Genomic DNA, 13,427 nt, shown 5'->3' on the forward strand with positions numbered 1-13,427 from the left:
ATATTATAATATATTTTACTATTTTTTGATATTATATTGATAGTGATTTCTGGAAATATATTATTTTTTAAGCACGTTGAATGCCTGTTTTGCTATTTCTATAATTTTCAGAGAGCCAGTACAGATAGATGTAAGATAAAAAGCTGATAAATATCGGTAATGATGCGAAACGGTAAGCAAATAATAATCCAAATTTGTCAGCCAACCAACCATAGATAGATGGTGCTATAGTTGCGGAGACTCCCTCTATAAAAAATCCAAAGCCAAACAGTTTCCCCTGAATTTTAGTTGAACCTGACCGGGTTAACCATGTGTGTTGAGAAGGGAAATAAATACCTTCCATTAATCCAATACTGCCGATTAATAATCCTATAACGAATGGTATTCTGAAACATGTGAGAATATAAACTAATATTGAGGTAAAAAAGGTTGCCAAAATGGAATATTTAAGGGGATTTTGTTTATCAAGAAATTTACTTATCAAAAGACTCCCAGAAAACACACCAATAAAATAAATACTGACAATCCAGGCTGATACTCCCGGTTTTAATCCAACATAAGTAGTTGCATAGATTGGTAGAAATGATAAGAAGGGCTTAGTTCCTAAACACATAATTACTCTGCATAGAAAATAAATTACAAAAATATTACGTGAATTTAGTTTTTTTTCAATCTTCCCTGTCTCTTTTTTTGTTTCATTTTTAATCTTAAGATAGCTTATTCCCAAAAAGAAACCAGGTAAAGAAATAATGAGACAGGTAATTCGCCAGCCCCATATTTGAACTAACCAGCCAAATAACAGGCTGGTAATAATTAATCCAAATGTACCCGCTGCAGAGAATAGACTCAGGTCTCTTCCTTCTTCTCCAGGAAGTGCTCTCTCTCCTACCATTGCAGTGGCAAGTGGGTGGAATGTTGCGGTACCAATTGCCATTAATAAAAGAGCTGTGATAATTAAAGAAAGATTATTAACATAGATAACACTTCCCAGTAAAACTGACGCCAGAATGAATCCGGATGAGATAATCAAGTTTTTATGGTTATATCGATCAGCTAATGAACCAAACACTAAAGAGAATATAGAGCGAATTGCCTCATGAAAAGTTAAAATAAGGCCTGACTGAAAGTATGTGAAAGCAAATTCCTGTCGAAAAAAAGGCAATAGAAGAGGTATTATATAGTGGTAAGCATCATTATAAGCATGGCCTAAAGAGTTGAGTTTTAATTGAATATTATTTTGTTTTCTTAACATAGTAGTTTATTTCCCCTAAATTCATTAAACTATATCATACATCTAAATTAGAAAAAATCAAATTTTTAAGTTCAATTGTTGACAAATAGTAATGAATACTATATTGTAATAATTACATTATTCTGAATATAGCATTCATTATAAAATATTTATATTATAGAAATAAGTGATGTTAATGAAAGATACATATTATTATTGTAAGGAAAAACTAAATGAAAAAGGTTTGAGAATTACACCACAACGTTTAGGTATTTTTTGTTGCCTGGTTGATTCTAAAGCACATCCGTGCGCTGAAACGGTTTACCAGATAGTCAGAAAACAGTTTCCAAATATATCCTTTGATACAGTTAACAGGACAATGTTAAGCTTATATGATAAGGGTTTAATAAAAATGATAGAAAGTGGTTATGGCCCTAAGCGTTATGATGCTGATTTAAAACAGCATTATCATTTCCGGTGTTTAAAATGCAAAAAGATTATTGACTTTGAATCACCTGAATATGATAAAATAAAAATACCGGAAGATATAAATAATAAATTTAAGATATGTAACCAAAAAATTATTCTGGAAGGTATTTGTCCCGATTGTCTTGCACAAGATGAACACAAGCCGGTTAGTAAAGTGAAAAACAAATAACTAATTTACATAAGGAGGTTCGATATGGGTACAAAGGGCAGAGAAATCGTAGGAGTAAATGTTGATAAATTGATAGATGAGTTAAACAAAGCATTGGCAGACGAATGGCTTGCCTATTATCAATACTGGATCGGAGCAAAAGTAGCAAAAGGACCGATGAGAGGCGCAGTGGTGGCTGAGCTGGAAGAGCATGCCAATGAAGAGTTGGAGCATGCCGGTATGCTGGTAGAACGAATTCTACAATTAGGTGGTACTCCAATTTTAAGTCCGGAAGAATGGTATAAAGTAACTAACTGTGGGTATGAAACTCCAAGTGATCCAAATGTAAAAAAATTAATTAAACAAAATATTAAAGGCGAGCAATGTGCAATTGATGCTTATCAGAAGCTGATGAAAATGGTAAAAGACAAGGACCCAATAACCTATCAAATGGCTTTGAGTATATTGGAAGATGAAGTGGAACACGAAGAAGACCTGGAAGCCTTATCAGAAGATATGGGTTTGATGTAATCAAAATATTTGTTAAAAAACTGAAAAAACGTAAATTTTAAGTTTATACAGTATAGCTGAAACTGACGGAATTTTCATAAAAAATATTATAAGGAGTGTGTAAAAAATGGTTGAGAAACATGAAATTTATAAATGTAATATTTGTGGGAATATTGTAGAAGTACTTCATGGAGGTAAAGGTGAGCTGGTCTGCTGCGGTGAGCCTATGGAATTAATGGAAGAGCAGACTGCCGAACAGGCTAATGAAAAACACGTTCCGGTTGTTGAAGAAACCGAGAAGGGTGTCAAAGTAGTAGTTGGTTCCACCCTTCATCCCATGGAAGAAAAACATTATATAGAGTGGATACAGGTAATAACTGATAAAGGTTCCTGCAAAAAATTCCTCAAACCGGGAGATGCTCCGGAAGCTGAGTTTGAGGATGTCCAGGGATTACAAAAAGTTAGAGAATACTGCAATGTCCATAAATTGTGGAAATATGAAGAGTAATATCTCAATAAAACAGGCGGAAAAAAATTCCGCCTGTTTTATTTTAATCACATTTTTATTAATATTATTTCTTCTTATTTTTGCTCCTATGTTTGTATCCTCTCAGGAAACAATATGGAATGATGTACAGGTTTATAATAATATTTCCTATTTTGAAGATAGTAGTAAAAAAGAAATAGAATCTCTGCAAACAAATGCCCACCTATTAGATATATATCAACCGGAAGATTGCCAATCCTGTCCTGTTATTGTTTATATTCATGGCGGAACCTGGGTTCTTGGGGATAAAGGAGGACCAAGTTACAAAGCAAAAGCCTTTACTGATAATAATAATATTTATATTAGTATGAACTATAGACTTTCCCCGGACTATCTATTTCCTGCTCATGCCTATGATGTTGCACGATGTTTTGCCTGGGTAAAAAGAAATATTTATAAATATGGTGGAGACCCGGAAAAAATATTTCTACTGGGACACTCAGCAGGAGGGCATCTGGCAGCTCTTATTGCTTTAGATAAAACCTATCTTGCTGAATTTAATCTTCTTCCTTCAGATATTTCAGGAGTCATTGGATTGGATAGTGCCGCATATCATCTTCCATCTTTATTTACTGCTGAGCCGGAAAATCAATATCTGTTTTCCTGGGCTTTTGGAGACAATCTGCAAGATTGGGAAGATGCATCCCCGGTTAACTATGTAATAGAGGGCATAACACCCCCACCAATTTTATTATTAGTTGCAGGTGACCGTGGAGTATCAGAAACTGTCAACCAGAATTTTTATAAATTATTACAGTATTATGGGTATGATGCAAACATCTTTTACTTTTCCGATGAAGATCATGTTTCTATTGATTATGGTCTCGGTAAAGACGATGACCCAGTTTTCCCCATTCTGCTAAATTGGATAAATGGCTTATTAAAATAACATCAATAAAAATATTTTTTCTATTGATGTTATTACTGTATTTTAGTATAATTTATTCACCAATGAATCAGTTATCACTCAAAATAAAAAATTACAACAAACTATGTTTTTTCTATTTAGTAATTTAAAAAGATTCAGAAAGACATTATTTATGTTTTTAAAATATTATCTTACTACAAGTGTAAATTATATTGATTTGCATTTTTATATTAACCAAACATCCGCATCTACATCTATATTAATAAATAACTATAAAAATTACTTTATTTAATCTGTTAAACTTATTATTTTATTTTACTGTTAAATATAATTCAATTTAGAAAAGAGGTGAGAAAACACTAAAACTAAGAATTTATTGGTTTAAATAAAAAAAATGGAGTTTTGAAAGGAGTATTATATGTCTTTAGTTTTAAGAAGAATAAGTTTTGTTTTTTTTACAGCAGTATTGATATTATTTAGCTGCTTTACTTTTTCCTCTGCTCAACAGGATGCTGAATGTATTGATTGTTTAGGTTGTACTTCATTCCTGGTTGGTAAAGATGCATCATTAGATGGTTCAACCATGACTGTCCATCCCTGTGATTGTGGTACTTGTGATTTTACCTTTAGAACGGTTCCTGCTGCTGACCATGAGCCCGGAGATACCAGGAAAATTTACGCTATCTCTCAATATGAAACATGGGATCCTGAAGTTGGCTTAAAATGGGATGTGGTACTGGAAGAGAAATTCACAGGTGTAGAGATACCTCAACCGCCTCACACTTATGCTTACATTCATGGCATGTTTGGTTATATTAATGAACATCAGCTGGCTATGGGAGAATCAACAGTAGGCTGTCACAGAGAAATGCAAAGCCCCAATGCTGTGATGAATTTAACTGAATTAACCCGTATTGCTATGGAAAGATGTAAAACTGCCCGGGAAGCCATTCAGTTAATGGGAGAATTAGGAGAAAAATATGGTTATGGATTAGATGGTGGTGAACAATTATCTATTGCTGATCCTTACGAAGCATGGCACTTTGAAATTATGCCGGTTGGTCCGCTATGGACTCCTGATAGTGGAAAACCTGGAGCAATCTGGTGTGCTCAACGCATTCCTGATGATCATATTTCTGTCACTCCAAATGAATCCAGAATAGGAGAGATTGATTTAGAAAATACCGAATACTTTATGGCATCATCCAATGTAATTTCTTATGCTGTGGACAATGGATATTATGATCCGGAAAGCGGAGAACCATTCAGCTGGAAAAAAGCTTATTCTCCATGGGGTAAAAGCTATATTAATCCCAGAACCTGGGGTGCTTACCATTTCCTGGCTCCTTCCTTAAATCTTGACCCGATGACACCGAATGATGAATTACCATTCTCGATTAAACCGGATAAAAAGGTTTCAGTTAAAGATATTATGGAAGTTTCAAGATACCATTATGAAGGAACAATCTTTGATATGACAGAAGGTTTGGCAGCCGGGCCATTTGGTAATCCTAACCGTTGGAGACCATTAAATTGGGAAGTTGATGGAGAAAGATACAGCTGGGTAAGACCAATAGGTACACAGCAGGCAGAATATGTCACTATTACACAATCCAGAAGCTGGTTGCCTGATCCAATAGGCGGAATTGTCTGGATAGGTCTTGGTACCACCGATACCACATGCTTTATACCTTTCTATGCTGGTATTAATGAAATTCCTTATTCTTTCCAGATTGGAGACCATTGGACATTTAACAGGGATGCTGCTCGCTGGGCTTTTGACTATGCTGATTTCCACACACAAGTTAAATATTCTTATGCGATAAAGGATGTAAAAGAAGCTCAATATGAATATGAAGATGGAGCTATAGCTGAAATTCCTAAAATCGATATGGAAGCCTATGATCTTTATAAAGAAGATCCGGAAAAGGCAAAAGAATTTTTAACTGATTATTGTACTCAAAATGCCGAGAAAGTCATTAATGCATGGTGGGATTTAGGAGATAAATTGCTTGTTAAGTACAACATAGGTTTTGTATATACATCAGAAGACAGACAAAGAAAACAGGTTGGATATCCTGAATGGTGGCTAAAAGCAGTAGTTGAATATGATAATAGACAAACAGTTGAAGAATTTTATAATATTGAGAAATAGTTTATTAATTTGTTAGTAAAAATAATTGTATAGTGGGAAAATGATAAAAAAAGTTATTTTTCCACTATACAATTTCGTGTAATTCATAGTATATTACAATAATAATATTGAAATACGAAATACATAGATAAATAAAAGTTTATAAACTAATCAAACTTCTTTTTATTATTTGCTATTATAATATAAATACTTACGATGTTAATTAAAAGGTAATTGAAAATAAAATTATACAGGAGGATTTTTCCATGAGAAAAAAATTACAATTGTTGTTAATTACTTTAAGTGTGTTCTTGATTGTTATGAGTGGGATTTCATTAGCTCAAGAAGAGATTCCCACAGTGGATTTACCTGTCCTGACAACTTCCGCCGGACAGAGTGCTGATATTATGACTTTAAATATCCTGATGGATGAAGCTGGTGTATTATACGATTATTGTGACGTACCTACAGTAGCGATGATGGAGGATGGAGTCGGATTAGGCGGAGCTGAATCTGGTCCAGGCTTTCATGTTGAAATTTATACCGATCAGGAAGTATATCCGTTAGGCACTCCTTATAAATCAATTGTTTTTGCTATTGGTGCCAGTTTAAAAGGAATGGGTGCTTCTGGGTTGACTGTTGATCAGGAAATAGCACGATTAAAAAATTTAATTAACTATTCAAAAGAAAACGGCATATCAATTATAGCAATGCATGTAGGTGGAGTTTCAACAAGAGGCAATCCTGGCAGTGATAACGAAAAGGTGATAGATGCAGTAGCTCCATATGCTGACCTGATTGTCGTGACAGCTGATGGAAACAAGGATGGAAGATTTGATGATATAGCCGAGAAAAATGATATTCCCCTGGTTGTTGTTGAATATGCACTGGACGTTGTAGATGTATTTAAACAGATTTTCTCTGAGTAATCTACTTTAGTAAAATCTTGAAAAAAATCAGAGAATCTAATAAAAGAAGGGGGAAATAGATGTACTTTCAGATTGTAGTTATTATGCTGTCCATGATTATTGCCTATGTAGTTGTTAAAATGAAATATCCCGTTGAGTGGAGTATTTTAGCAGCTGCACTTGCAGGGGGAATAGTAGGGACTTTTTTCAGTACTCCACCTATTTCGGATTTATTTCGCCATTTGGTAGAGGGCACTTTCACCTATATGGATATAGTTCTGGTATTTACAACTGCAACCATTTTTATGGCTATTGTTAAGGAATCAGGCGGTGTAGATTATGTGATTCGGGCAACAATCAAATATTTTTATAATAGAAGAATTATTGCTTTACTTATCTTAATGTTTATTATTTTAATCCCCGGTGCATTGACCGGAGCCGGAAGTGTTTCCTGCCTGGTAGTTGGAGCACCTGTTGCCTTAGCTTTGATTTATCTGGGGATACCACGGGTAAAAGTAACAGCGATAATATTTATTTTAGCAGGACTTTCAGCAGCTGCTCCTCCGGTTAATATATGGGCAATGATTACTTGTGCAGGAACAGCAATCCCATATGTTGGTTTTGAATTGCCCTTAGCTATACCTATACTTTTTCTCGGTACTTTTACTATTCTATTTTTAGGCTATAAAAAAGAAGGGGATATGAATTTAGAACAGGCATTAAAAGAAATGCCGGAGACAGTAGAAGGAATGAATATTTGGAAGGTAAGTATCCCATTTATAGTATTCTTCGGTTTAGTGGTAGCCCAGAGAATTTGGCCCTATTCATTGCCAATTATGGGATTACCCTTTGAATTTACAATTGCAGCTATAGTAGCCCTTGTTCTAAGTCCTAAGAAAATTAATATATTACAGCTTTCTTCTGATACAATAAAACGTTTATTGCCATTATTGGCAACGGTTATAATTGTTGGAATACTTCAACAGGTTATGACTGTCTCAGGCGTACGGGGCATGCTATCCTATGCAGTTATTACTATTCCTCTTACATTATTATTTATATCCCTGGCTTTTGTTATCCCGATTTCGGAAGGGGTATTAACTTATGGTGGCGCTGCTTTATTGGGCATACCTTTAACATGGTATTTTGACTCTATCGGATTGCATGCAACAGTTGTAATAGCCGGGTTAAGTCTGCTTTATCCATTGGGAGACGGATTGCCGCCGACTGCTTTGATTGGCAGATTAAGTGTAATTGTGTCAGATTATAAAGGAAGTTATTGGACATTTTTAAAACAAACATTGGTACCATGGGTAGTAATAACAGTTGTAGGAATCCTTATGGTTGTTTATAGTTCCCAACTTTCTTTCCTTGTAGAATGGAGTAAATAAGAAAAATTAGTAATGGTACGGAGGAAATAATAATATGTCAGTTATAATGATTTTTTATTATATATTATCTGTTGCTCTTATTGGCCTATTGGTCTGGAATTTTATAAGAGAAAAAGAAAGCGTAACAGATATGCTACTTTATCTTATGGTAGCCATACCCTTTGTTCTAAGGGTTTTACGAGTTAAATAGCGTGAGGAGGAACAATAATGATTGAAACAAGAAAGATTAAGATAATCATGCTTACCCTGGTTGCTATTATAACAGTCATTGCCGGGATACAGCTATATCAGCACAGGCACTATGATGTCCCTATTGTAGCCGGTCCAGGAGTAACTAAAGTAGGTAAGTTAAGTGATTATTATGAGGGAATAAAGGGAACGGTAGCTGATACTAATGTATTTTTTATGGAAGGAGAACAAGAAGGCGGCTCGATGTTGGTTATTGCTAATACACATTCCAATGAAATCGTTGCCGGATTAACTGCTTTTATGATTGTAGAAAACGCAGTAGTAGAGAAAGGCAGATTAATAGTTATTCCTCAATTTAACAACAGTGGTGGCCGTAATACCAGAGCTGGTGATGGATATCCACTTTATTTTGATATTGATACTCCGTGGGGAAGTAAGACATTCAGAATGGGTAATCGGGATGCATCACCCTTAGATCAATGGCCGGATCCTGATGTCTATGTTCATTATCCTGAAGGGCAATTATTATCATATATGGATGTAAGGAATACCAATAGAACCTGGCCAGGCAGACCGGATGGTCCCTTAATGGAGCAGGTATGTTATGCTGCTATGGAATTAATCAGAAATGAAAACATTGATGCTACGTTAGATGTTCATGGAGCTGAAACCCTTTTTCCAGTTACCAACTGTATAGTAGCACCGGATAAGTCAATGCGAATTGCCACCATGACTTCCCTGACTGTAAAATCTAAAGAGGGTTTTGACTTTCATGTTGAACCATCACCTTCAGGTATGAGAGGGTTATCACATAGAGAGATAGGAGATTATTCTGATTCGATGCCTTTCCTGGTGGAAGCGCCCTTGCCTTTTTTAGATCAGCCGACTGGTCCAAAAACTATGGATTTACTCTTGACCGGTAGGGACCCATTCTTACTCAGTCTCTCAAAAAAAGGAATGCTTTTTGTGCCATATGATGAGGAAGGCTGGCCTATTGAAAGGCGGGCTGGACAGCATACTTCAGTCGTTTTGGAATTAATGAATCAAATGGCAAGACAATATCCGGAAAAAGAAATAGTAGTTAGTGGCATTCCAAAATATAAAGATGTGGTTGAGAATGGAATAGGTTATTATTTAACTGATCCTTCTACAGTTGATGAGTCAAGAATTTATTATGAGTAGAAAATAAATCTAAAATAATTAAAAAACAGAGATATTATATGAAAAGAGGTGATTTAGCGGGAAATAATTTGATAGATTTCTAATAAACTTTATGTAAAAGAAAGGACAGTGAATTAAAAAATGAGTATAAAAAGAATATTATTAATATTCTCAATTTTTACATTATTAATGTTGTTAGCAATAAATCCTGTAGCTGCCCAACAGGAAGTAGACAGTGAGTGTACTATTTTGGGTGTTACTCCCGGGTCTTCAGTAGATGGTTCTTCCATGACTACCCATACAGATGATTCCGGAACCGATACTTTTCATGTTTATATGGTGCCTGCAAAAGATCATGAAGCAGGTTCGATGAGACCCGTTTTGAAACATACCGATCTGGGTGCTTATGCACATAAAAATAACCCTATTGTTTCCCCAGGTGAAATACCTCAGGTTGAACATACCTATGCATATACTAATGCTTCATACTCTTTCCAGAATGAGATGCAGGTAGGTATGGGTGAATCTACAGTCAGCGGAAGAAGAGAAATGCGCAATGCCGATGGCTGGTTTGACATTGTAGAATTACAGAGGATTGCCCTGGAGCGTGCATCGACAGCTCGAGAAGCAGTACAGATAATGGGAACACTGGCTGAAGAATATGGTTATTACATAGGCGGAGAATGCATTACTGTAATCGATCCTGACGAAGTATGGGTTTTTGAAATATACGGTCCAGGTGCTTTATGGAAACCGGGAAGTGATCGTCCTGGCTGTGTCTGGGTTGCACAACGTGTTCCTGATGGAGAAATTTTTGTTTGTGCCAATCGTAGCCGTATAGGTGAAGTAGACCTGGATGATACTGACAACTTTATGGCTTCTCCAAATATCTTCTCTTTAGCAGAAGAAATGGACCTTTGGGATAAAGATAGTGGTGAACCATTTAAAGTCTATGAAACATATGGTTATAAAGATTACTCCACTTATAATGCCAGACGTGAATGGCGGGTACTTGACCTGGTAGCTCCTTCCCTGGAATTAGACCCATGGATGGAACGTTATCCTTTCTCAGTCAAGCCTGATGAAAAGATTGCTGCACAGGATATTATGGCTATTAACAGAGATCACTATGAAGGAACAGAATTTGACTTAACCAAGGGCTTGGAGGCCGGTCCTTTTGGGACTCCAAATCGTTATCCTACTCCTGGCTCCCAGAATCCGGAGGGTAGTGCAGGATGGGAAAGAGCAATATCACTATTCAGAACCAATTTCTCAACAGTGGTAGTTGCCAGAAAAGACATGCCAAGCTGGGTTGGAGGATTAACATGGTTTGCATATGATGCACCTCACAGTTCATGTTATTTCCCAATCTACGCAGGTATTACAGAATTACCGGAATCTTTTGCTAAAGGAATGAGAGGCGGCAGCTATGATGTATTCAGCCGTGAATCAGCCTGGTGGGCATTTAATTTTGTTTCCAATTGGGCTGATTTAAAATATTCCTATATGATTGAAGATATTAAAGCAGTTCGTGATCCTTTAGAGGAAGAATTTTTTGCAGTACAACCAACTATTGAAAAGACAGCCCTGGATCTATATGAACAGGATCCCGATCTTGCCAGAAGATTCTTAACTACTTACAGCAATAGTTGTGCAACCAGAGTTGTAGATGCTTACTGGAAACTGGCAAGCCAGTTAGTGGGTCGTTATGCTGACGGTTATGTCTATGGTGATGATGAGTATAAAGTAGAATCCGTTGGCTACCCACAAGAATGGATGGATGCAGTAGGTTTTGGTAAAAGCACCATACCTCCGGAAGGTTCACCAAAATAGAATAATAAAAGAGATACTTTGATTTAATAATCTTAAATTGCTAACATGTGAATTTGATAAATCCTGGCAGATAGAAAATAAGAATATCTGCCAGGATTTTTAAAAATACCCTGGAGGTGATAGACGCTTTATAAATTTTTTCAGAAATAAGAAATAAAAATGGAGGAAATAATTAATGAACAAAAGAAATAAAAATATAATTTTATTTTTAACTGTAGTATTTTTTTTAGTTAATATTAGTATTACCTTAATAGCTGGTAATCCTGATAATTGTACTGAATGCTGTGAACCTGATGATATGTGTACAGTTATGATGGCTGGTAAAGATGCAACCCTGGATGGCTCAACCTTAACCCTTCAGACAGCAGACTGTGGTATTTGTGATTTCACTTTCCGATTTGTACCGGCAATGGAATTTGAAGAAGGTGATATGCGCAAGATTTACTCAAAGAGTCAATATGCAGCCTGGCCTACACCGGAAGAGGTTGGTGGTCCCATTGAAACCATTGAAGATATTTATCATGAAGAATGGTTTACCGGAATCGAGATACCCCAGGTAGAGAAAACATATTCTTATATACATGCTGTTTTTGGCAATATAAACGAAAAACAACTGGGTATTAATGAATCCACTATTGGCTGCCGTTCTGAATTAAGAAATCCAAATGCACAAATTTGTATCACAGAACTTACCATGCTGGCAATGGAAAGATGTGAAACTGCCCGGGAAGCTGTCCAATTGATGGGTGAAATAGCTGAGAAATATGGATATGGCGGACCTGATAGTGGTGAAATGCTGGCAGTATCTGATCCTGAAGAAGTTTGGGCATTTGAAATTATGCCGGCTGGTCCCCTATGGACACCTGATAGTGGTAAACCGGGTGCTATTTGGGCTGCCCAAAGAGTTCCGGATGATGAAGTCAGTTTCTGCCCTAATGAATCACGTATTGGTGAAATCGATTTAGATGACCCGGCTAATTTTATGGCTTCTTCAAATGTAGTATCCTTTGCTGTTGAACAGAAATTTTATGACCCTGAAAGTGGGGAACCATTCAAATTTAATATGGCTTATTCTCCCAAAACAGATAGCGCTATAAGCAGTGGAGGAAGTAGAGCAAGAATGTGGCGTTTGTTTGATTTAGTTGCTCCTTCGAAAGAATTTAGTGCCGAGTTGCCAAATAATGAATTCCCGTTTTCCGCTAAACCTGACCAGAAAGTGTCAGCACAGGATTTTATGGTAATGTCCAGAGATACATATAAAGGAACCCAGTTTGCACCTGGTGAAGGAGTAAGTGGTGGACCTTATGGGAATCCCAGATACTATAATAGACCAATTGTTTTAGATGACAAGAACTATTCATCACCTAGACTAATCTCTTTAAATACAGCAGAATATACTACTATTATTCAGCTTAGAAATTGGTTGCCGGATGAAATAGGTGGAATATTATGGATTGCCTTAGGCGGACAGGATACTTCCTGTTACATACCTTTCTATGCAGGTGTTAATGATATTGCTGAACCATTTACTGTCGGGAACCATTGGGAAATGAACAGGGAATCTGCCCGTAAGGCCATGGATTATGTAGATTTCCATACAGCGGTAGCCTATAATGTAATAATTGAAGATGTAAAAGAAGCCCAGTTTAAATGGGAAGGCGATGCCTTAACAAAAACTTCTGCAGTAGATTTAAAGGCATATGATCTATATCTACAGGATCCTGAAGAAGCTAAAAAATACCTGACTGATTATTGTATTAATAATGCAAATCAGATAGTTGATGCCTGGTGGAAATTAGGTGATGATTTGTTTGTAAAATACAATCATTTCAGAATCTATACTATGGAAGACGGTGAAGGACAGGCTGGAAGAATTACACTACCCGAATGGTATCAACGTGTAATTGTTGAAGTAGATGGATTAACTCCAATTGATTAACTTATAAGATGATAATTTAATACTTATTAAAGAAGAAAGAACCGGGATAGTTTCTCTGAATTTATTCCGGTTCTTTTTA

The 13,427-nt window shown here is 36.1% G+C and carries 12 protein-coding genes; 11 read left to right on the forward strand and 1 reads right to left on the reverse strand.

Annotation, left to right across the window (positions count from 1 at the left end; all coding sequences use genetic code 11):
* Positions 1–67 precede the first annotated feature (67 nt).
* Entirely contained in the window at positions 68–1,252 is a 1,185-nt protein-coding gene (locus PHQ99_05920) for an MFS transporter (protein MDD4289105.1), read from the reverse strand.
* A 175-nt stretch (positions 1,253–1,427) separates the two neighbouring features.
* On the opposite strand from PHQ99_05920, the gene PHQ99_05925 reads away from it, so the two are divergent.
* The 11 genes from PHQ99_05925 to PHQ99_05975 all read left to right on the forward strand — a co-directional run bounded on the left by PHQ99_05925 (position 1,428) and on the right by PHQ99_05975 (position 13,348).
* A complete protein-coding gene (locus tag PHQ99_05925; GenBank protein ID MDD4289106.1) occupies positions 1,428–1,889 on the forward strand; it encodes a Fur family transcriptional regulator in 462 nt (153 codons plus the stop codon).
* A gap of 24 nt (positions 1,890–1,913) precedes the next feature.
* The gene (locus PHQ99_05930; protein MDD4289107.1) at positions 1,914–2,399 is read left to right on the forward strand and encodes a ferritin-like domain-containing protein; all 486 of its coding nucleotides are present in this window, start codon (positions 1,914–1,916) and stop codon (positions 2,397–2,399) included.
* A 106-nt stretch (positions 2,400–2,505) separates the two neighbouring features.
* Positions 2,506–2,886 carry a desulfoferrodoxin gene (locus PHQ99_05935; protein MDD4289108.1) on the forward strand — a complete coding sequence of 127 codons (381 nt, stop codon included), beginning with the start codon at positions 2,506–2,508 and terminating at the stop codon, positions 2,884–2,886.
* Entirely contained in the window at positions 2,876–3,814 is a 939-nt protein-coding gene (locus PHQ99_05940; GenBank protein MDD4289109.1) for an alpha/beta hydrolase, read from the forward strand. Before PHQ99_05935 ends, PHQ99_05940 begins: the two co-directional genes overlap by 11 nt.
* A 397-nt stretch (positions 3,815–4,211) precedes the next feature.
* Positions 4,212–5,948 (forward strand): C69 family dipeptidase, encoded by a 1,737-nt coding sequence (locus PHQ99_05945; GenBank protein ID MDD4289110.1) that lies wholly within the window; start codon positions 4,212–4,214, stop codon positions 5,946–5,948.
* 245 nt (positions 5,949–6,193) lie between these two features.
* Complete coding sequence (locus PHQ99_05950) at positions 6,194–6,856, forward strand: DUF6305 family protein (protein MDD4289111.1); 663 nt, start codon at positions 6,194–6,196, stop codon at positions 6,854–6,856.
* Between the two features lie 59 nt (positions 6,857–6,915).
* On the forward strand, positions 6,916–8,226 hold the full coding sequence (locus PHQ99_05955; GenBank protein ID MDD4289112.1) for a C4-dicarboxylate ABC transporter: 1,311 nt from the start codon (positions 6,916–6,918) through the stop codon (positions 8,224–8,226).
* 34 nt (positions 8,227–8,260) lie between these two features.
* Positions 8,261–8,416, forward strand: a complete 156-nt coding sequence (locus tag PHQ99_05960; GenBank protein MDD4289113.1) for a hypothetical protein — start codon at positions 8,261–8,263, stop codon at positions 8,414–8,416.
* Between the two features lie 17 nt (positions 8,417–8,433).
* The gene (locus PHQ99_05965) at positions 8,434–9,597 is read left to right on the forward strand and encodes a succinylglutamate desuccinylase (protein ID MDD4289114.1); all 1,164 of its coding nucleotides are present in this window, start codon (positions 8,434–8,436) and stop codon (positions 9,595–9,597) included.
* A 120-nt stretch (positions 9,598–9,717) separates the two neighbouring features.
* Entirely contained in the window at positions 9,718–11,409 is a 1,692-nt protein-coding gene (locus tag PHQ99_05970) for a C69 family dipeptidase (GenBank protein MDD4289115.1), read from the forward strand.
* A 175-nt stretch (positions 11,410–11,584) separates the two neighbouring features.
* The gene (locus PHQ99_05975; GenBank protein ID MDD4289116.1) at positions 11,585–13,348 is read left to right on the forward strand and encodes a C69 family dipeptidase; all 1,764 of its coding nucleotides are present in this window, start codon (positions 11,585–11,587) and stop codon (positions 13,346–13,348) included.
* The last annotated feature ends 79 nt before the right edge of the window (positions 13,349–13,427 follow it).

The sequence above is a fragment of the Atribacterota bacterium genome, assembly GCA_028703475.1.
GTDB lineage: Bacteria > Atribacterota > Phoenicimicrobiia > Phoenicimicrobiales > Stramentimicrobiaceae > JAQVMU01.